At 38.4% G+C, this 20,843-nt stretch carries 24 protein-coding genes; 3 read left to right on the forward strand and 21 right to left on the reverse strand.

Annotation, left to right across the window (positions count from 1 at the left end; translation table 11 throughout):
* Positions 1-25 precede the first annotated feature (25 nt).
* From ACB089_RS21735 to rpiB, 11 genes are all read right to left on the reverse strand, one after another.
* On the reverse strand, positions 26-562 hold the full coding sequence (locus ACB089_RS21735; protein WP_374963887.1) for a F0F1 ATP synthase subunit delta: 537 nt from the start codon (positions 560-562) through the stop codon (positions 26-28).
* Entirely contained in the window at positions 559-1,077 is a 519-nt protein-coding gene (atpF, locus tag ACB089_RS21740; RefSeq protein ID WP_368636177.1) for a F0F1 ATP synthase subunit B, read from the reverse strand. The genes ACB089_RS21735 and atpF overlap by 4 nt, the downstream gene beginning before the upstream one ends.
* Positions 1,078-1,251: 174 nt before the next feature.
* Positions 1,252-1,476 carry a F0F1 ATP synthase subunit C gene (gene atpE, locus ACB089_RS21745; RefSeq protein ID WP_004269474.1) on the reverse strand — a complete coding sequence of 75 codons (225 nt, stop codon included), beginning with the start codon at positions 1,474-1,476 and terminating at the stop codon, positions 1,252-1,254.
* A 65-nt stretch (positions 1,477-1,541) separates the two neighbouring features.
* The gene (gene atpB / locus ACB089_RS21750; RefSeq protein ID WP_374963888.1) at positions 1,542-2,264 is read right to left on the reverse strand and encodes a F0F1 ATP synthase subunit A; all 723 of its coding nucleotides are present in this window, start codon (positions 2,262-2,264) and stop codon (positions 1,542-1,544) included.
* A gap of 36 nt (positions 2,265-2,300) precedes the next feature.
* Complete coding sequence (locus ACB089_RS21755; protein ID WP_368636175.1) at positions 2,301-2,672, reverse strand: ATP synthase subunit I; 372 nt, start codon at positions 2,670-2,672, stop codon at positions 2,301-2,303.
* A gap of 516 nt (positions 2,673-3,188) precedes the next feature.
* The gene (wecB, locus tag ACB089_RS21760) at positions 3,189-4,310 is read right to left on the reverse strand and encodes a non-hydrolyzing UDP-N-acetylglucosamine 2-epimerase (RefSeq protein ID WP_374963889.1); all 1,122 of its coding nucleotides are present in this window, start codon (positions 4,308-4,310) and stop codon (positions 3,189-3,191) included.
* 343 nt (positions 4,311-4,653) lie between these two features.
* Positions 4,654-5,283 (reverse strand): uracil phosphoribosyltransferase, encoded by a 630-nt coding sequence (gene upp / locus ACB089_RS21765; protein ID WP_068986233.1) that lies wholly within the window; start codon positions 5,281-5,283, stop codon positions 4,654-4,656.
* A gap of 126 nt (positions 5,284-5,409) precedes the next feature.
* The gene (locus ACB089_RS21770) at positions 5,410-7,569 is read right to left on the reverse strand and encodes an EAL domain-containing protein (protein ID WP_374963890.1); all 2,160 of its coding nucleotides are present in this window, start codon (positions 7,567-7,569) and stop codon (positions 5,410-5,412) included.
* A gap of 289 nt (positions 7,570-7,858) precedes the next feature.
* On the reverse strand, positions 7,859-9,100 hold the full coding sequence (glyA, locus tag ACB089_RS21775; protein ID WP_374963891.1) for a serine hydroxymethyltransferase: 1,242 nt from the start codon (positions 9,098-9,100) through the stop codon (positions 7,859-7,861).
* A gap of 60 nt (positions 9,101-9,160) precedes the next feature.
* A complete protein-coding gene (locus tag ACB089_RS21780) occupies positions 9,161-9,703 on the reverse strand; it encodes a TIGR01440 family protein (protein WP_368636171.1) in 543 nt (180 codons plus the stop codon).
* Between the two features lie 83 nt (positions 9,704-9,786).
* Positions 9,787-10,224, reverse strand: coding sequence for a ribose 5-phosphate isomerase B (gene rpiB, locus ACB089_RS21785; RefSeq protein WP_374963892.1), 438 nt, complete (start codon positions 10,222-10,224; stop codon positions 9,787-9,789).
* A 380-nt stretch (positions 10,225-10,604) separates the two neighbouring features.
* Here rpiB and ACB089_RS21790 point away from each other — a divergent pair, with 380 nt between their 5' ends.
* From ACB089_RS21790 to ACB089_RS21800, 3 genes are read left to right on the forward strand one after another with little or no spacing between them, the layout of a single operon-like run.
* Complete coding sequence (locus ACB089_RS21790; protein WP_374963893.1) at positions 10,605-10,889, forward strand: hypothetical protein; 285 nt, start codon at positions 10,605-10,607, stop codon at positions 10,887-10,889.
* Positions 10,784-11,074, forward strand: a complete 291-nt coding sequence (locus tag ACB089_RS21795) for a hypothetical protein (RefSeq protein ID WP_374963894.1) — start codon at positions 10,784-10,786, stop codon at positions 11,072-11,074. The genes ACB089_RS21790 and ACB089_RS21795 overlap by 106 nt, the downstream gene beginning before the upstream one ends.
* Entirely contained in the window at positions 11,013-11,630 is a 618-nt protein-coding gene (locus ACB089_RS21800; RefSeq protein ID WP_374963895.1) for a hypothetical protein, read from the forward strand. Before ACB089_RS21795 ends, ACB089_RS21800 begins: the two co-directional genes overlap by 62 nt.
* 318 nt (positions 11,631-11,948) lie before the next feature.
* Here the strand turns inward: ACB089_RS21800 and ACB089_RS21805 are convergent, their stop codons facing one another.
* The 10 genes from ACB089_RS21805 to ACB089_RS21850 all read right to left on the reverse strand — a co-directional run bounded on the left by ACB089_RS21805 (position 11,949) and on the right by ACB089_RS21850 (position 20,804).
* Positions 11,949-13,232, reverse strand: a complete 1,284-nt coding sequence (locus ACB089_RS21805; protein ID WP_374963896.1) for a methyl-accepting chemotaxis protein — start codon at positions 13,230-13,232, stop codon at positions 11,949-11,951.
* Between the two features lie 8 nt (positions 13,233-13,240).
* On the reverse strand, positions 13,241-13,681 hold the full coding sequence (locus ACB089_RS21810; protein WP_374963897.1) for a low molecular weight protein arginine phosphatase: 441 nt from the start codon (positions 13,679-13,681) through the stop codon (positions 13,241-13,243).
* A 24-nt stretch (positions 13,682-13,705) separates the two neighbouring features.
* A complete protein-coding gene (locus ACB089_RS21815) occupies positions 13,706-14,203 on the reverse strand; it encodes a manganese efflux pump MntP family protein (protein WP_374963898.1) in 498 nt (165 codons plus the stop codon).
* Positions 14,204-14,555: 352 nt separating this feature from the next.
* Entirely contained in the window at positions 14,556-15,590 is a 1,035-nt protein-coding gene (locus ACB089_RS21820) for an L-threonylcarbamoyladenylate synthase (protein WP_374963899.1), read from the reverse strand.
* Positions 15,591-15,690: 100 nt separating this feature from the next.
* Positions 15,691-16,281: a stage II sporulation protein R gene (locus ACB089_RS21825; RefSeq protein ID WP_374963900.1), complete on the reverse strand. Its 591-nt coding sequence runs from the start codon at positions 16,279-16,281 to the stop codon at positions 15,691-15,693.
* Positions 16,282-16,325: 44 nt separating this feature from the next.
* Positions 16,326-17,186, reverse strand: a complete 861-nt coding sequence (prmC, locus tag ACB089_RS21830) for a peptide chain release factor N(5)-glutamine methyltransferase (RefSeq protein WP_374963901.1) — start codon at positions 17,184-17,186, stop codon at positions 16,326-16,328.
* Positions 17,173-18,249, reverse strand: a complete 1,077-nt coding sequence (prfA, locus tag ACB089_RS21835) for a peptide chain release factor 1 (protein ID WP_068986671.1) — start codon at positions 18,247-18,249, stop codon at positions 17,173-17,175. The genes prmC and prfA overlap by 14 nt, the downstream gene beginning before the upstream one ends.
* Positions 18,250-18,681: 432 nt before the next feature.
* Positions 18,682-19,254, reverse strand: coding sequence for a thymidine kinase (locus ACB089_RS21840; RefSeq protein WP_374963902.1), 573 nt, complete (start codon positions 19,252-19,254; stop codon positions 18,682-18,684).
* A gap of 125 nt (positions 19,255-19,379) precedes the next feature.
* On the reverse strand, positions 19,380-19,583 hold the full coding sequence (gene rpmE, locus ACB089_RS21845; protein WP_374963903.1) for a 50S ribosomal protein L31: 204 nt from the start codon (positions 19,581-19,583) through the stop codon (positions 19,380-19,382).
* A 171-nt stretch (positions 19,584-19,754) separates the two neighbouring features.
* Positions 19,755-20,804: an NAD(P)/FAD-dependent oxidoreductase gene (locus ACB089_RS21850; RefSeq protein WP_374963904.1), complete on the reverse strand. Its 1,050-nt coding sequence runs from the start codon at positions 20,802-20,804 to the stop codon at positions 19,755-19,757.
* Positions 20,805-20,843: the final 39 nt, after the last annotated feature.

Genomic DNA, 20,843 nt, shown 5'->3' on the forward strand with positions numbered 1-20,843 from the left:
TGTCACCTCTCACATTTCTAAATTATTAACCGATTAATTCACGTTTTAGACGCTCAAGCTTGTTCGCTACTGAGCTATCATAAATATGGTTACCGATTTGAACACGAATCCCACCAAGTAAAGATGGATCGATTTCGTTTGTAATGTTTAATGATTGTTTCCCAACAAGTTTCGAAAAAGCTGCCGAAATATTAGCGCTTTCTTCAGTAGAAAGTGCACGAGTTGAGAATACTGTTGCATCTGCAGTACCTTGTGATTGTGCAGCAAGTTCAGCATATGCTGTTGCGATTAGCTTCACTTCGTTTACACGTTTTTTCTCAACAAGTAGTTGAACTGTGTGTAAAACTTCTGGAGTTGCACCAGCAAAGATTTCAGCTATTATTTGTTTCTTGCGTTCGATAGAGAACTTAGGCGCATTTAAAAGTGTTAAAAAATCAGGAGATTCTGTAACAACCTTTGTTAGTTCGTTTAAGTCTGCTCCAACTTCAGCAAGAATGTTTTTTTGTTGCGCTAATTCAAAAAGCGCTTGAGCGTAACGTTTTGCTACAGTTGAATTACTCATCGAGCTTCCCCTGCCTTCGCAATCGTCTCTTCAATTAGAGCACGGTTGTCTGCCTCAGAAATCTCTTTGCTAAGGACTTTAGATGCTGCAAGTACAGATAATGAAACGACTTCATCACGTACAGCTGCAATAGCTTTTTCTTTTTCAGACTCAATTTCACGTAAAGCCGATTCTTTTAAGCGGTTTGCTTCATTGCGTGCTGCAGTAAGAATTTCTTCTTTTTGCACTTCGCCTTGCTTCTTAGCGCCTTCAACAATCGATTGTGCTTCCGTACGAGCTTCTTTAAGAAGGCTCTTTTGTTCTTCTAAAAATTGGTGCGAATCTTTGCGCGCTTTTTCAGCTGCTTCGATTTCACTTGCTACTAATTCTTCACGTTGTTGCATGATGCCCATAAGTGGACCCCAAGCGAACTTTTTAAGTAACATCATTAACAATAAGAAAATAACTAATGTTGAGACGATGTCCCCGCCATTAAAACCAGTGCCGGCACCTAGTACAAGATAATCTAAAAACACGATTGTTTCACTCCCTTCAAGAGCTATGACTTCAACATAATAATTTAAATACTTGAAAACTACCTATTTTAAAAAGCTATATTTACACATAGCTTTTATCAGTTCCAAAATGAAGGGCGAAGTTTCATCTGAGAATCCTGCTTCGCCACTAGTCAAATTCAGTGTACAACTGAATTATTTGTTCATTACGATGAATGCTACTACTACTGCGATGATCGGTAGGGCTTCAACTAATGCAACCCCGATGAACATTGTAGTTTGAAGAACGCCACGAGCTTCTGGTTGGCGAGCGATACCTTCTACTGTTTTTGATACGATAAGACCGTTACCGATACCTGCACCAAGTGCACCTAAACCGATTGCGATTGCTGCTGCTAATAAACCTAATGAACCTGTCATTTGAAAATTTCCTCCTTGGAATTGTTTGTTTTTTTTTGGTTCAAGCATAAAGTGTATGCTTTATATTAATGGTCATCGCTCACTTTATGAGCCATGTAAACCATTGTTAACATTGTGAAGATAAAGGCTTGGATAAAGCCGATAAACATAGAGAAACCTTGCCATGCCATCGTAGGAATAATTGCCCCGACGAATCCCATAACACCTGTTGACGCTAAACCTGCAAGTAAGCCTAGTAAAATCTCACCCGCATAAATGTTACCGTAAAGACGAAGACCTAATGTTAAAGTGTTTGCAAACTCTTCTACGATTTTTAATGGGAACATGAATGACATTGGTTTAAAGAATGTACCAACATAATGACCTGTACCCTTCATTTTAATACCATAGTATTGAGTTAGAACTAAAATCATTGCTGCAAGCGTCATCGTAACAGTTGGGTCAGCTGTAGGTGATTTCCACCAAAGTGTGTGGTCATAGGCAATCGAGAATGGAAGACCTAATAAGTTAGATACAGCGATAAACATAATAAGTGTGATACCTAAAATGTGGAATCGCCCACCTGTTTTCCAGTCCATGTTGCTTTTGATGATGTTCTTTACGAAATCCATAATCCATTCCATAAAGTTTTGCATACCAGTAGGTTTTAACTTTAAGTTTCTAGTTGAGATAACCGCGATTAAGAAAACGATTACAGCAGCAACTAGTAACATCATAACAGTTGAGAGGTTGAATGTTAGTGAAAACAGACCAAAATCAACTGTTTTTAATGGAGCTTCATGAGTCATTGTTATTTTTCACCTCTCTTTCTAATTTAAAGCACATTAGTGGTTCCTTACTTGTGACACAATTCTCTCGACAAAGAGAAAAACGTACGGAATCATTAGCCCTATGACCGTGCTAATTAAGTGAAAATAGTTTGGCAACGAAATTGCTAGAGCGACTGCCGCTACACCTGATCCAAAACGAAGTGCTGAACCAAGCGAGCCTATTTTCTTCCCTTCACTAATGGATCGATCAAACTTCTCCATACGGCGAACTAAAATCCAAAAATTATACGTACCAAATAATGCACCGATTGCGATGCCCGCAAAAACCGTCTGATAGGGCGTAAACCCCCAACCTAATGCACAGAGTCCGAGCAAAAAAAATAACGCTCTCTTCTGCACAGCAAAAATGTGATGCAAATCTAGCATTGGTTTATAATCTCCTGAATCATTTTTTCGAGTAAAGAAAACGTTTGCTGACCACTATGTGAAATCAGAAAAGAGCAGTGAAAAACACTACTCACAGCGGAATAGTAACGGGAGAGTCATTTTGAAATTACAGGTGTAAATTCAAAAAAATGTCTTACACCCCGAAACGCACAAAACGTTGCAAATCGACAGTATTGTTTTAACTGTCAATTTAGTAGAAACTTGATATAACAAGTGTTTCAACGTCTATTAACGACTAGAAACCCTTATCATTATTACCCTTTGTAAGCATACAATAGGAGATATTTGAAGTCAATTAGTAAAGGAGAAAAACTTCACAGCCACTATATTCTTGTCAAATTGTTGACAAATTTGTGTATGAAATTTCATAGTTTCTAAATTAGACTTCACAATTATGCAAAAAAAAGCTAATTTACGACACGTTTATGCTCGTAAATTAGCTTACCCGTCAAAACAGGTACATTAGACTTATTTTTTAGTTTCAAACATAGTAGATTACTTGACTTTTAGTAAAAATTCTAGAAGAGTCTTTACAATACGCTCTGAAGCATGTCCATCTCCATAAGGATTTGATGCTTTCGCCATTGCTTCGTAGGCATTTGTATCTTCTATTAATTGTTTTGCTAAAGAATAGATTGTTTCTTCTTCCGTTCCGGCTAACTTTAATGTCCCTGCTGCGATACCTTCTGGACGCTCCGTTGTGTCTCTCAGTACTAGAACTGGTTTACCTAACGAAGGAGCTTCTTCTTGAACGCCACCAGAGTCAGTTAAAATCATATAGGAATTTGCCGCAAAGTTATGGAAATCAAAGACTTCAAGAGGTTCGATTAAATGTACACGCTTGTGATCTCCTAAAATTTCATTAGCAATTTCTCGTACAGCTGGGTTCATATGCACTGGATAAACAACTTGTACATCCTCATGCTCTGCTAATATTCTAGTAATTGCACGGAACATATGACGCATTGGTTCACCTAGGTTTTCACGGCGATGCGCTGTCAATAAAATCATACGGTCTGAGCCTATTTTTTCTAGGACAGGATGTGAATAATGTTCACTTACTGTAGTAGCTAATGCGTCGATAGCTGTATTACCCGTCACAAAAATAGTTTCAGGGTTTTTATTTTCATCTAAAAGATTTTTCTTTGACACTTCTGTCGGAGCGAAATGAAGGTCAGCCATGACACCTGTTAACTGGCGGTTCATTTCCTCTGGGTATGGTGAATACTTATTCCATGTACGAAGACCCGCTTCTACATGTCCGATAGCAATTTGGTTATAAAATGCAGCTAAGCTTGCAATGAAAGTTGTTGCTGTATCGCCATGTACTAAAACAATATCTGGCTTTGCTTCTTTCATGACTTTGTCTAAGCCTTGTAACGCATTCGTTGTCACGTCAATTAATGTTTGACGATCTTTCATAATATTTAAATCGTAGTCTGGTGTGATTTTAAATGTTTCTAATACTTGATCGAGCATTTGGCGATGTTGGGCTGTTACCGTAACAATCGATTCTATTTGCTCAGGATGCTTTTGTAATTCCAATACAAGCGGAGCCATTTTAATAGCTTCTGGTCTCGTACCGAAAATCGTCATTACTTTCCATTTTTTCATCAAAACGATTTGCACCGTCCTTTATTATATTATATGAAAAGTGCTTTACTTCTATTGAACTGCTCCAGATGCAAGCATCAGACTTCAAGAAGTATCGCCTAAACATACTAGGAAACGTCCTTCAATATTAAAGGACGCTTTCAAAAGTTTTAAGTTGCCTAAAAATTACATACTCAATTAGTTCATCACCATAACGTGGGGTTGATTTCCGTTCCGACTGGGCGCTTTCCTGGGGGCGTCCAGTCTCCACTCCAATCAACTTATCAACATGACATACATTTTAACAAAATGTCATCCCTAAATTTCAGTAGTGAACCTTGTTATTACCGTTGCAATTTACTCAGTATTATTTCGTACCGAATAGACGATCTCCTGCATCACCTAAACCAGGTACAATATAGCCGTGGTCATCTAATTTTTCATCAAGTGCAGCAATATAAATATCTACATCTGGATGTTCATCTTGAATGACTTTTACACCCTCTGGCGCAGCGATTAAGCACATGAATTTAATGCTTTTCGCACCACGTTTTTTCAGTGAGTTGATCGCTTCCACTGCTGATCCACCCGTTGCAAGCATTGGGTCTACAATGATGAAATCACGTTCTTCTACATCTGCAGGAAGTTTTGCATAGTACTCTACAGGTTTTAATGTTTCTGGATCACGATAAAGACCGATATGTCCAACTTTTGCAGCTGGAATTAGCTTTAATACGCCATCTACCATGCCGATACCTGCACGTAAAATCGGTACAATCGCAAGTTTTTTACCAGACAGTACTTTTGTTTTAGCAACTGTAACAGGTGTTTCAACTTCAATTTCCTCTACTGGCATATCGCGTGTAATTTCGAATGCCATTAAAGTTGCAACTTCGTCTACTAGTTCACGGAATTCTTTTGTCCCTGTATTCTTATCTCGAATATAAGTTAACTTGTGTTGGATTAGTGGATGATCAAATACGTATACTTTGCTCAAAGGGAATCGCTCCTAACCGTTCGGATTTCATTTTTATCTCACCTAGTATAACAGAAAATAGGAGTCGTCTCAAAAATAAATTTGGGACAACTCCTTTTCAAGAATGTTTACTACATATAAGAGCGATTATTTATCAAGTACTGCATCTAACTGTTCTATTGTCATCGGTTTGTAATAGAAATATCCCTGTCCGACTGTACAGCCGAGTGTACGTAAAATCTCAGCCTGTTCTTTATTTTCAATGCCTTCTGCCACTGAAGTCATTCCTAGATTTAACGCTAATTGAATAATAGATTGGACAATAGCGAGCGTCGCAGCATCACTAATAGCATTAATAAAGCTTCGATCTATTTTCAATTCCGTAAACGGCAGTCTTTGTAAATAACTTAAGGATGAAAAGCCCGTCCCAAAGTCGTCCACTGAAGTTTTAAAGCCGTAGCTCTTTAATTCCTGAATAATCGCAAAAGCTGTTTGAAAATCAACGAGACCAATATTTTCAGTTACTTCTAATATGATATATTGCGGATCGATATTATATTTCTGAACTAGCTGTACTGTATCCTGTACAAAATGTTCATAATAAAAATGATCCGGTGAAATATTCACTGCGACCTTTACTAGTTTCTTTCCTAAACTTTTGCGTTCAGCTAACCATGCAAGAACAAGCTCTAATATTTGAATATCGATTTCTCGAACCTTCCCTGCACTTTCCGCCACTGGAATAAAAATCGTCGGAGATACAAAGCCCAGTTTCGGTGATATCCAGCGGGCAAGCGCTTCGAGACTTTGAATGTCACCTGTTCGCAAATCCACTTTAGGTTGTAAGTTCACAGTGATTTCTTTATTTTTCAATGCTTCTGACAAATGATTCAACACCATCATTTGCTCCTCAAGCACATCATTTCTTTCTTGCGTGAATATTTCCATATGAGTGCCCGGTTTATTCGCTGCAAAGGATACAGCATTATCTGCAAAGCGTATCGCATCAGTAATTTGTATCTCTTCATTATAAGAAGCGATTCCAGTTTTCAATGTAATATAAATTTGCTTTCCTCCTATTATAAAAGGCTGACGAATGATCTCTTTTATACGCCTTTCATAAGTTAAGAAATCCTCATTGGATGTCGCATTTGAAATGATTAAACTAGTGCTAGTAAATCTAGCAATATATTCGTAATGTTCATGCTTCTGTTCATCTAGACGTTTCGCAATTTGTCTTAAAAGCTCGTCTCCCGCTTCACGGCCATATAACTCGACGATTTGATGAAATTCACTTGGCTTTACGATTTTGATATTGCCATTTTGACCGTATTCTTTCTCTTTTTCTATCTTATTTAAAAAACTATGTCGATTGGGTAACCCCGTTGTAATATCGATATAGGCTAAATCCCATATCTTTTTCTGCGTTTTTGCATACGAGTATGCCAATGCAACAAGTGTCCCAATTTTTCGAAACATTTTTTCAAAAAACGCTTGATCACTATGATGTTGCTTTAAAAATATCGCAAACAATCCAATTGCTTGCTGTTGTTGATTGTGTATGGGCATAAACCATCCAAATTGCTTTTTATTAGAACAGGCAAACATTTTATGTTCTTTCGGAATATCAATTTCATCCAGGCTTTTAACTAGAATGGATGTCTTCCCTTTCATGATTTCCTTATAAAATCCATTGTTTTCACAACGCTCCGAAATACCTTTTATTTTATGATCCCCTTTAAAAATTTGCAATTGATTTGTTTCCGTTTTGACAAGAATCATACTTGATATATTCGGCTTAAAAAATTCATCTAAGCCTCTGCAAATAATGCTCATTTTTTTATCAAAGGAATTGTCCTTTTCAATCGCTTCATACATTGCTTTCTCAAGGCGCATTAAAAATTCCTTGGTGTGATAATATGTAACATCCTTCACAAGTACTAATACAAATAATGTTTCATTGTTATTATTTTGAAACGGCAGTGCTTGTATCTCTGCTAAAAAAGGAGGTTTATCGAAGCATTTATGGTGCAATTTAGCCTGTACCATAACTCCGCTATGTATTTTTTGTTTAATCATTTCAATAGTTGTCATCTGTTCTTCGTTTGACAGCAATGAAAAATAATCGGTATTTATTATTTGCGGACGTGTAGTATTGGTAAGCACACAAAAAGAATCATTACATTCCAATACGCAATGATTATTTGTTGCATCAAAAATTACATACCTTTCCTTAGAATTATTACCTAATCTACGAATTGTATTTAATAGCACTTCATTTTCTATAACCTTCGTTTTAGTAACCATCCAACCCCTCCTCCCTTTATCACTTCAAATCTCTCTTACATTGTACATAAAAAATTCGATAAATTGTCACTTTCCCGAAAATTTCTTCTTTATCAGGACATTACCTGTCCTTAATCCACTATAATATATCCTTTTCTACTAAGTTTATGTAAATTAATTCAAAAATAAGAGTAATTTATTTTTATGTTAGCAGAAAAGATGCTTTTCACAGTTTTAACTTCCTTTCATAAAGAAAAAGGCTGTGGTTAAGGTGATATATTACACTTTAACCACAGCCTTTTATATTAAATTATGCGTATAATGGATGATTGTCAGTTAATGCTTTGACACGAGCTTTCGCTTCAGCTTTGACTGCTTCATCTTCCGGATTTTTAAGAACTGTTGCAATAATTGCACCAACTTCTTTCATGTCCTCTTCTTTGAAGCCACGAGATGTGACAGCTGGTGTACCAATGCGGATACCAGAAGTTACGAATGGAGATTCTGTATCGTAAGGAATTGTATTTTTATTTGTTGTAATACCTACTTCATCAAGTGCGTGTTCTGCCACTTTACCTGTTAAACCAAGAGATTTCACATTAAGAAGTAACAAGTGGTTATCCGTACCACCAGATACAATTTCAACACCTTCTGCAATTAACACTTCTGCTAAAGCTTTTGCATTCGCTTTAATTTGTTTTACATATTCTTTGAATTCTGGTTGTAATGTTTCACCGAATGCTACAGCTTTGGCAGCGATCACGTGCATTAATGGTCCGCCTTGGATACCTGGGAATACAGATTTATTAAGCTTTTGCTCCCATTCTTTCGAAGCAAGGATTAAACCACCACGTGGACCACGTAATGTTTTGTGTGTTGTAGAAGTGACAAAATCAGCGTATGGTACCGGTGATTGATGTTCTCCAGCAGCTACAAGACCTGCAATGTGCGCCATATCCACCATGAAATATGCGCCTACTTCATCAGCGATTTCACGGAATTTAGCAAAATCGATTTCACGTGGGTATGCAGATGCACCTGCAACAATTAGTTTTGGTTTATTCTCTAATGCTTTTTGGCGTACATCTTCATAATCGATTACTTGTGTATCTTTCGTTACGCCATATTCAACGAAATTATAAAGAACACCCGAGAAGTTTACTGGAGATCCATGTGTTAAGTGACCGCCATGAGAAAGATTCATACCAAGAACTGTATCACCTGGTTCTAAAATTGTGTGATATACAGCCATGTTCGCTTGTGCACCAGAGTGTGGTTGAACGTTCGCGTATTCTGCACCAAAGATTTCTTTCACACGGTCACGTGCAATATCTTCCACAACATCTACGTGTTCACAACCGCCATAGTAGCGTTTACCTGGATAACCTTCAGCATATTTATTTGTCAAAACAGAACCTTGTGCTTCCATTACTGCTTCAGATACAAAGTTTTCTGATGCGATTAACTCGATATTTGCTTGTTGACGTTTTTTTTCCGCAAGAATTCCATCTAATACTGCTTTGTCTTGTACTGCTAATTTTTCGTATGCCATGTTTGAAAAAGCCTCCTAAGTATAATCATTATTTGTATACCACTGATTTCAGAGGTAATTTTATTTATATACTGCACGTTCTCCGCCAATCAGCTTTGGACGTGTTGTTGCAATCGTTACAACTGCTTCTCCTACCATTCGCACAGAAGTACGAACTGGAACAGCTACTGCCTTTAAATGCATACCAATGAGTGTTTGACCAATGTCAATGCCTGCATTCGCCTGCACTGCTTCTACAACAATTGGATTTGTAAATTGTGTAAACGCATAAGCAGACATCGAGCCACCTGCAGTACGAACTGGTACAACTGTTACTGGTTCATAGCCAAATTGTTCTGCAGTTGTTGCTTCCATTGTAATAGCACGATTAATATGCTCACAGCCTTGAAACGCTAGATGCAGCTGATGTTTCTTTGCAAATGCCTGTAGCGGCTCGAAAATCGCCTCTGCTGTTTCAATTGCTCCTGCTGTGCCAATTTTCTGACCAATCACTTCAGATGTTGAGCAGCCTACGACAAAAATTGTATTTGGTCGTAAGGTTACCTGCTCTTCAAATTCACTGAGTAACTGAGTCAAATGTGTTCGTATTTGTTGTACAACCACGATGCTCAGCCCCTTAATTTATTAATATTTATACCCTACATTTAAAAAGCTCATGGAACTTTTTAAATGTGTAATAGCTTTACTTATTGCTCAAGCTCAGCGATTTTTTCTATGCGGCGTGTATGACGACCACCTTCAAAATCTGTTTCAAGCCATGCTTTAACGATTTCTAGTGCAAGGCCTGGCCCAACTACACGCTCACCCATCGCTAAAACATTTGAATCATTGTGGCAACGTGTTGCCTTTGCACTAAATACATCATGCACTAAAGCACAACGAATGCCTTTAACTTTATTTGCAGCGATGGACATACCAATGCCTGTGCCACAAATTAAAATACCTTTATCAAATTCCCCGCTAGCAACACCTTCAGAAACTGGTTTTGCATAATCAGGATAGTCTACTGAATCCGCAGATTGTGGACCAAAATCTTCGTAGCTAATATTTAGCTCATCTAACAGTTGCATAATCTCACGACGTAAATTATTGCCTCCGTGATCAGAAGAAATTGCTATTCTCACTGGGTTCCCTCATTTCGAAATTATAGTCAACACTAGTGTACCACTTCTCCCTCAAGAATAACATGATTTTTCTTGCATTTTTATGCTGATTTCTCCTAAAAGACGAACGTTTCTTGTAATATACTATAAAATCATTCACTTTTATGTTCGTTTTATTGTGGATAATGTGAATATCATGTTGATAAATTCGGATAACAGTATTTTGTTGTAATATTCCATCTTCTGAAGTTTTTTTACCTTTTCAATTACAGTGGACATACTATAACAATATTTTTTCTAGGTATTACCAGTGGTTGGTGATACAGGGTGACTTTACATCCAATGTTGGGTACGGCACAATATAAAGCTTCCTCGGTTTGATGGTGCTATTCGTCGCTTCGTTGACTATCCGTCGTTTGGACTCTTCTTTCCGTCGCTTCGTTGGCTATCCGTCGTTTGGCTTCTTCTTTCCGTCACTTCCTTGGTTCTATCCGTCGTTTGGACTCTTCTTTCCGTCGTTTCGTTGGCTATCCGTCGTTCGGCTTCTTCTTTCCGTCGCTTCGTCGGTTCTATCCGTCGTTTGGACTCTTCTTTCCGTCGCTTCGTTGGCTATCCGTCGCTTGGCTTCTTCTTTCCGTCGCTTCGTTGGCTATCCGTCGTTTGGACTCTTCTTTCCGTCGCTTTGACTGTTCTATCCGTCGTTTGGACTCTTCTTTCCGTCGCTTCGTTGACTATCCGTCGCTTGGCTTCTTCTTTCCGTCGCTTCGTCGGTTCTATCCGTCGTTTGGACTCTTCTTTCCGTCGCTTCGTTGGCTATCCGTCGCTTGGCTTCTTCTTTCCGTCGCTTTGTTGGTTCTATCCGTCGTTTTGACTCTTCTTTCCGTCGCTTCGTTGGCTATCCGTCGTTCGGCTTCTTCTTTCCGTCGCTTCGTCGGTTCTATCCGTCGTTTGGCTTCTTCTTTCCGTCGCTTCGTTGGCTATCCGTCGTTCGGCTTCTTCTTTCCGTCGCTTCGTCGGTTCTATCCGTCGTTTGGCTTCTTCTTTCCGTCGCTTCGTTGGCTATCCGTCGCTTGGCTTCTTCTATCCGTCGCTTTGTTGGTTCTATCCGTCGTTTTGACTCTTCTTTCCGTCGCTTCGTTGGCTATCCGTCGTTCGGCTTCTTCTTTCCGTCGCTTCGTCGGTTCTATCCGTCGTTTGGCTTCTTCTTTCCGTCGCTTCGTTGGCTATCCGTCGTTCGGCTTCTTCTTTCCGTCGCTTCGTCGGTTCTATCCGTCGTTTGGCTTCTTCTTTCCGTCGCTTCGTTGGCTATCCGTCGCTTGGCTTCTTCTTTCCGTCGCTTCGTTGGCTATCCGTCGCTTGGCTTCTTCTTTCCGTCGCTTCGTTGGTTCTATCCGTCGTTTGGCTTCTTCTTTCCGTCGCTTCGTTGACTATCCGTCGTTTGGACTCTTCTTTCCGTCGCTTTGACTGTTCTATCCGTCGTTTGGACTCTTCTTTCCGTCGCTTGGCTTCTTCTTTCCGTCACTTCCTTGGTTCTATCCGTCGTTTTGACTCTTCTTTCCGTCGCTCTGATTTTATCCGTCACTTTGGCTCTTCTTTCCGTCACTTCCTCGATTCTATCCGTCGCCCTAGCTCTGCCATACGCCGCTCTGCATCCACTATCCGTCGCTTTAGATTTAATATGAAATATAAAAAAACTGTAGCCAACTCAGTTAACATCCGAGTTTGTCTACAGTCTAAAATGACAGCTATGCTTGTCTATCAAATTGTTGAATCATTTTATATAGCTCTGCTGATTGTTTTTTCAAGCTTTCTGCTAATTGCTCTACTTGCTCAATGGCATATGCCTGTTCTTCCGTTGCACTGCTGACCTCTTGTGCACCCGCTGACGTTTCTTGAGCAATAGCTGCAACTTCTTGAGATTGACGCGCAGTTGTTTCAATATTATGCATTTGTTGTTCAATCAGTGAAGAGATTTCCACAATTGCACTTGCCATTTCATGTACACTTGAGGACATGCCTTCTACCGCTGTCGTCGTTTCTGATACACGTGCAGCTTCCTTTGTCGCAAATGCCACTTGCTGATTCATTTGTTTTACAACAACCCCAACGTTTCCTTGCATAGATTGAATAAGAGACGTAATACCTTGCACCGCTTTAGCACTCTCATCAGCCAAGCTACGAACCTCTTCAGCTACTACAGCAAAGCCTTTTCCATGTTCTCCAGCACGCGCTGCCTCAATCGAAGCATTTAAAGCTAGTAAATTTGTTTGTGCTGCAATATCGCCAACTAAGCCAATGATGCGCTCTACCTGTCCAGCATTATCTTCTAATAAACGAATGCTCTCTAATGCTTCATTGTTGCCGGCCGCAATTTGTTGAATACTATTCACTAACGTTTCGATTGCTTTAGTAGTTGTCGTTAAATTATGTAGGATCTCTTTGGATTGCGTTGCTGATGCCTCAGCTCTACTATTCACTTCTGTAGCGAGAGCTCGTACATCTTCAATCGCTTCAGCTGTGTCTTGTACTGCTGTAGCAGAAGCCTCTGCACCTGTTGAAATCTGCTTAACCGTAAAGGAAATACGCTCTGCCTTTTTCGTTGCAACAGCCGCTTCATCAGATAGGTGAATAATCGATTGATTTGTTTGTTGGAAGTTCTGGTCTATACTTTCCACCATTTGTCGTAAATTTAACACCATTTGCTGGAATGCCTCTGCAACAGAGCGAATCTCATCACTTGTTTTCGGCATTTCTACATCTTGTCCAATTTTCCCTTCCGCTACACGGGAAGCAGAATTTTCAAGCTGCTGTAAAGGTTTAATTAAAATTACACAGAAAACCGCAGCCAGAATACCTGACCACGTAATCCCTAACAGGTACGTAATAATTTCAAACAGTTTACGATTGCTTTCTGGGAAGAAGGTAGGTTGTAAATATTCGATAAATATAAAACTGATACTGTATGTGATTAGTGCTAGAATACTGACAAATAATACTAGTTTAAGTCGTAAGCCAAACTGTTTTTTCATAGAGCTCCTCAATTCTCTTCAAGTTTTTTTACTAATCGTTCTACCAATTCTTTTAATTCTGCAAATGTTATTTCATAAATTTCTTTACTACCACCGTAAGGATCTACAACATTTCCTGCGCTACCTTCGCTTGTATACTCTTTTAAAGTAAAAACTTTTTGTTCTGCATGAGGATAATTAGCGATGATTGTATCTTTATGGGCAGTTGTCATTGTTAAAATTAAATCAGCCCATTCCATTTCAGTTATAGATAATTGTGTTGCTAAATGCTGATGTGTCATATTTGCTTCATTTAATACTTGTTGCGCATGTGCCGACATCTGAGCATTAGGCATGGCATAAATACCTGCTGAACGGACTTCAATATGGCCAATTTGTTTATGTTTTAAAATAACTTCTGCCATCGGACTGCGACAAGTATTCCCGGTACAAACAAATAGTATTTTCACACTTATCACCCTCCATTGTTTTCTCTATTGCAAGAAAGCTAAAAAACTCATAATGATTAAAATAATTCCTGTAATTCTTTGTAATTTATCCCCAAATAAGACCTGACTTCTACGTGCAATTACTAATGACCCATAAGAGCAAATAAGAGCACTCACACCTGCACTAATAATAAATAATGTTTTCTCCAAATGTAGCATACCAAAAGATATACTTACTGAAAAGGTGTCTAGGCTTGCAGTCACAGCTAAAAGTATTGGTGAAATCGTTACTTTTTCTTCTTTCTGTGAGAATAATAGTATATGTAAGCCAATACAAAATAATAAAATACTTGAAATCCATTGCCCCCATTCTAATAGGAAACGAACTAAATAACTTCCTATTTCGAAGCCTACTAATGGAAAAAGCATATGCAGAGCAGCTGTCCACACTGATAAAAATAATCGATATCTAACATTTGGTATTAATACATATAAACCAATCACATCTACAGACGTTATAATACCTGCAAGAATTCCCTGCAAGAAAGCACTCCTTCACTCCCTAATATTTTATCATTTTATGCTCGAAAATGCAGTATTATCATAATCCTTTTTTCTTAGAAACAAGGTGTTAAAAGTCCCATCAACACTAGCAACCATCTTCCGTTATAGTAAAAATTCGCTACACTTTCCACCACTATGGCGTGAAAACAAGCGTCTAAGCAGATTTTTATCTTCATAACAAAAAAAGCATGCCAGAAGTAACTTTCTAGCATACTTTTTTTCATTTATTATGACTCATCACCTAACGTGTGGTTGATTTCCGTTCCGACAGGGCGCAAATGTTATCCACAACTTTTGGTGATGGACCTTTATTATAGAAAGATTGCTTTTTTTACGGAGTATACCATTTACCGCCAGCAGCTTTTTCAAGTCGATTCATAATTGCAGCCCCTACCCCGTCAGTCGATGTAGTGGTCGCTAAGATAATTGTAGCTGCTGTTTTATCGCAGGCTCTTAATGCATGGTACAATGTCGCACCCATTTCTTCTTTACTACCAGCTTCTCCTATCGAAAAATAAAAATCAGCCTCGATGTTAACAAAACTAGCTGGTGCAAGTAGTGCTACTTTATGCCCTTGTGTTTGTAATTGATGTACAGCCTCGTTCACTTTCTGCAACTCGCATTCAATTAATCGTACAGGGGCGTTTGGAGCATAGTGTGTATATTTCATACCAGGGGCTTTTGGAGTAGCCTCTAGTTTTTGTTCTATTTTTGTCGGCTGAAGAACAGGACCAATCTTAGCCTCTAGCATTTCCTTAGTGATTCCACCTGGACGCAAAATAACTGGAGGTTCGTGTGTCACATCTAACACTGTGGATTCTAATCCAATTCCAGTAGAACCTCCATCTAAAATATAAGGTATGTACCCTTCCAAATCATCTTGAACATGGATTGCTTCTGTAGGACTTGGCTTTCCACTACGATTCGCACTCGGCGCAGCAAGTGGCTTCTTTAATTGTTGAAGTAATGCGAGTGCAACTGGATGATCTGGCATGCGAATGCCGACAGTCTTTAGCTCAGCTGTCACACTGTTTGCCAGTACATTTGGCTTTACAGGCATAACAAGTGTCAGTGGACCTGGCCAAAATAAATCCATGCATTTTTTGGCTACTTCAGAAATATGTTCTATATAGAGTTCAACTTCCTCTTTCGTGCCAATGTGGACAATTAGTGGATTGTCTGAAGGACGACCTTTTGCTTCAAATATCTTTTTTACCGCTATGTCATTTGTAGCAACAGCTCCTAAGCCATAAACCGTTTCTGTTGGAAATGCCACAACCTCACCCGCATTTAAGATATCCACAGCCTGTGCATAATTTGTCTGACTATTCACATTACTATCCACAATCTTGCAAACGGTTTCCATGATTAAAACCTTCCTTCAATTTTTGATTTTACTGAATTATCCACATAATGTTTATAACTTATCAAAAATTGTGTATAAGTTATCTGAATTCGTGCACAATTCATTCAAAAAAACCTTTAATCCATTCCCATATAAAGAATGTAACTTGTTCTTCCTCTTCTTCTGTTTGTTCTTCTTTATCAGGCTCACAAACTGATGGGAATATGCTACACCACCAGTTATCACCGCGTGCATCGCCGATTTTCACAACAATAGAATGATACACATTTTGTGGATAAAGCACAGCATTCTGTCTCTTTGGTGGAAATAAGTTATCCCCAATTACAATCTGTGTATCAAGTTGTGGATAATTTTCTTTTATTTCTGCTTCGATTTCTTGTCTTAATGAAATAATTTGCTCGTTATCCACAATTCCTGCTTCAGCACTAGCTACAACTTGCTTAAAATACGGCTTTAAATCTTTGACAAGCTGCTCCTTTTCAAGCTGATCCTGTGTCGTATTACTGTTGGCAATAACGCGTATACGAAAATCATTTTCTTGCTCATCATCCGTAGCTTCTTTCGCAAAACCTACTAATGATGGAATATATAAAATACATAATTGTAAAGCAATCGCAACTAATACTAGTCTTGCAAAAGCTAGAAAAATATTTTGTTTAGGTAATCTAATAATCTTGTATTCGTTTAACATAAAAATCCCTCCTTGCTCAACATTGTTGGCAAGAAGTAGATACTTTATACATGAATTTCACAAAAAATCATTCGTGGCTTACCATTAATATCTTTTTCTATCGAAACTGTAGCCTGTGGAAAACTATTTTTAAAGAATTGAGCCACCTGCTCCCCTTGTGTATAACCGATTTCAAGACCAATGAGGGCCGGTTTATTCATAAGGGCGGGTAACTGCTCAGCCAATTTTCTATATAAAATAAGTCCGTCCTCTTCTGCAAAAAGGGCACTATGTGGTTCATGCTCTAGCACAGTACTAGACATCTCTTTCGCTTCATCAAAAGCAATATAAGGCGGATTAGATAACACAATATCGAATTTTTCACCTACAAGAGGAGCCGTTAAATCGCCTAATCGGAAATCAATATCCGCCGCTAATCTTTGGGCATTGTTTTGTGCTGTAGTTAAAGCAGCTTCAGATAAATCAGTGGCTACGACTGTTAGCTCTGGACATTCTAACTTCATAGAAATGGCAATTGCACCACTACCAGTTCCGATATCTGCAAGCTTCAATGCGCTATGATGAAACATTTTTTTCATGCGATTGATTGTTCCAAGCACTAATTCCTCTGTCTCAGGTCTAGGAATAAGCACTGACTCATCGACAATAAATGAACGACCATAAAATTCTTCACTGCCAACGCAATACTGTACAGGTCGTCCACTCGCATGCTCTTCGATTAGGTCTTTAAATTGATCTTTTTGTTCATTCGTTAATACGTCCTGTAAGTGCAGCATCACTTCTGAATAGCTAGTGCCAAGTACATGCTGCATGACAATACGTGCCGCTGTTTCCTCACAACCATGATCCACTAAAAAAGAAGAAGCCCATTGAAGGGCCTCCATCACATTATTATAGGTCATCATTTAATCGCTCTAACTTTGATGCTTGCTCTTCTAAAATGAGTGCATCAATGATTTCGTCAAGTCTACCTTCGACGATTTGGTCTAGCTTTTGAATCGTTAAACCAATACGATGGTCTGTTACACGGTTTTGTGGATAATTGTATGTGCGAATACGCTCAGAGCGATCGCCTGAACCTACAGCTGATTTACGTGTGGCATCGATTTCTTTTTGTGCTTCTTGCATATATTTATCAGCAACACGAGCACGTAGAATTTTCATCGCCTTTTCACGGTTTTTAATTTGCGAACGTTCATCCTGCATCGATACAACAACACCTGTTGGCAAGTGGGTCATACGCACAGCTGACATCGTTGTATTTACCGATTGACCACCTGCACCAGAAGATGCAAATGTATCAACACGGATATCTTTCTCATGGATTTCAACATCTACTTCTTCCACTTCAGGTAAGCAGGCTACTGTCGATGTCGACGTATGAATACGCCCTTGAGACTCCGTTGCAGGTACACGTTGTACACGGTGTGCACCATTTTCAAACTTGAATTTAGAATATGCACCTTGACCATTAATCATAAAAATAACTTCTTTATAGCCGCCCATTGGGTTTGGCGTCGCTTCCATTATGTCAATTTTCCAGCCTTGTGTCTCCGCATAACGAGAGTACATACGGAACAAATCTCCAGCAAAAATATTCGCCTCGTCTCCACCAGCTGCACCACGAATCTCCATAATAACGTTTTTATTATCATTAGGATCTTTTGGAATTAATAGAATACGTAAACGTTCTTCTAACTCTTCTTGCTGATCTTTCAGCATATTGAATTCTTCTTTTACCATTTCGTGCATATCAGGATCTTTTTCACTATCTAGCATCTCACGTGTATCAACTAATTGTTCTTTTACACTTTTATATTCACGATAAGCATCTACAGTTTCCTGGATATCTGATTGTTCCTTGGAATATTCACGTAATTTTTTATTGTCATTCACAATATCAGGATCACTTAAAAGCTCTGTTAGTCTTTCGTAACGATCCTCCACTGCTTGTAATCGATCAAACATGGATTTCACCTCTATTTAGTTTTTTATAAAGTTAGGTGTGTTGATTAACCATTCTTATCCATTCGAATTAATATCGAATACGCTGATTTCCGCTACGGGCTACTCGCTTTCCCGTGGGAGTCGAGTATCCCTACGCTACAATCAGTTAAAAATGGGAATATATTAGCAAAAAGTAACGAAAAATCCTTCTATCGCTCAATAATAAACCTATTTTTTCCTAATCAACACGCCTGTTATAAAGTTTCCTCTCTTTAGTTAAAAAGAGAAACTCTAAATCAAAAATCACGCCAGGGCGTAATGGTTGTTTATGAACATTCTTTATTTCCACTACTTAGTATAAGGAAAATTTCACTTGTATGCTACTTTTTCTTAGCTCTATCAACTAAGCCAGTTTCTAGGCAAAACAAGAATAATCATTGTTTTTTCGTAGCGTTATAGTGGTGGATGTGCGTGACACTTTCGACAAACTGGATAGTAGGAATCATTCCCTCCAATTTGAATTTGATCACCTGTATAAACAGGTTTTCCACTTTCATCAACACGCAAATTCATTGTCGCTTTTTTATGACAGAACCAGCAAATTGTTTTCATTTCCTCAATTTTATCTGCATATGTAAGCATGTACTGACTACCTTCAAATAGCTCATTTTGGAAATCATTTTTTAGTCCGAAGCCCATGACTGGGATATCTAACTGATCTACAATATTTGCTAATTGCAAAACATGAGCTTTGTTTAAAAATTGTACTTCATCAACAAGTACACAATATGGTTTTACAGCATTGTTTTTTACTAGCTCAAAAATATTTGTATCATCATTAACAGGAATGGCTTGTTGGCGTAAGCCTACTCGACTTGAAATAAAGCCTACCTCATCTCGCGTATCTAATCCTGATGTAAACATCATTACAGGTTTTTGTTGTTCTTCATAGTTATGCGCAACTTTTAAAATTTCTATAGATTTACCACTATTCATTGCGCCATGCTTAAAATATAGCTGTGCCATGTGTCTTCTCCCTTTCTTTTTGTCAATCTGGATTTTGAAAAGACTTGCATCAACGTGATCTCATTATTTTGATATACTGAAAAAAATACCTGCCAAGCACATGCTTGGCAGGTATTAAACTAACATTAGTTTTTAAGACCGTATTTTTTGTTGAAACGATCCACGCGACCATCATTAGACGCGAATTTTTGACGGCCAGTATAGAATGGGTGACAATCGTTGCAGAACTCGACAACGATGTTTTCTTTTACTGAACCAGTTTGGAAAGTGTTACCACAAGAGCAAGTTACTGTTGCTACTTTGTAGTCTGGGTGAATTCCTTGTTTCATATTCGTTTTCTCCTCTCGCCCTGAACCATCTGGAACAGAGTAATATCGAACTGTACCTTACATAGCTCGAATATGTCAGCTACATATGTACACGTTGCATACTTTTGAAGTATAGCATAGTTATTTTGTTTATTTCAAGAGAAAATATTTATAATTCCCTTTTAGTACTAGTTAACCACGCACCTCACGATAGTCATGATCCACTAATCCAATTTTTTTATTTCTTTCTTTGAATCGAATGTTGTGGGAGGACACGTACGCTACTTTCGGTGCATCTGGCTCTATGTAAAGTTTTGCACTATTCAATGCTAAAATACCATCCGTAAATGCACCAGCTATTAATCGTACCTTACTCGGATGATCAATGAAATCTCCCGCTCCATATACACCTTCTATATTTGTTTCTCGTTTTTCATTGACGATCGCCACACCATCTTGTAGTTGTAATCCCCATTTTTCAAGTGCCCCGTAATCACATTTTAATCCATGATTTACGATAACCGCATCTACATGCACACGCTCACTTTCTGCTGTTTCTTTATTTATTATTGAAACAGATTGTATCAATTTACCGTCACCATGTAGTTGCTCCACTTCATAAGGAGTTTTTACACATACAGAGGATTCACACATTTTTAATACATTTTTTTCGTGACCACCAAAGTCATGACGACGATGAACAATTGTCACACTAGCTGCAATTGGCTCTAGCTCATTTGCCCAATCAACTGCAGAATTACCACCCCCAGAAATTAGAACGTGTTTATTACGGAAAATCTCTAACTCTTGCACTGTGTAATGTAAGTTTGTAACTTCATAGCGATCCGCACCTTCTATTTCTAGCTTTTGCATAGAAAGCACACCGTATCCGACTGCTAAGATGACCGTTTTTGAATAATGCTTCTCTCCTGTTGAGGACGTTAAAATAAATGTACCATCGCTCTGCTTTTCTAATTTCTCAACCTTTTGACTTAAGACAATAGTTGGATCAAATGTTTTGGCTTGTTGAATAAGCTGTTCAATTAGTTGACCACCTAAAATAGGTGTTACACCGCCAACATCCCAAATCATTTTTTCTGGATAAATTAACATGCGACCACCAAGCTGAGCGCTATATTCTATAATTTTTGTCTTTAAATCGCGCATCCCACTATAAAAGGCCGTATAAAGTCCTGCAGGTCCTCCACCAATAATCGTTACATCATACATTTCTAATGTCATATTCGAAATTCCTCATTTCATCTTTGTTCATATACGATC

The sequence above is a fragment of the Lysinibacillus sp. RS10 genome, assembly GCF_041956855.1.
GTDB lineage: Bacteria > Bacillota > Bacilli > Bacillales_A > Planococcaceae > Lysinibacillus > Lysinibacillus xylanilyticus_A.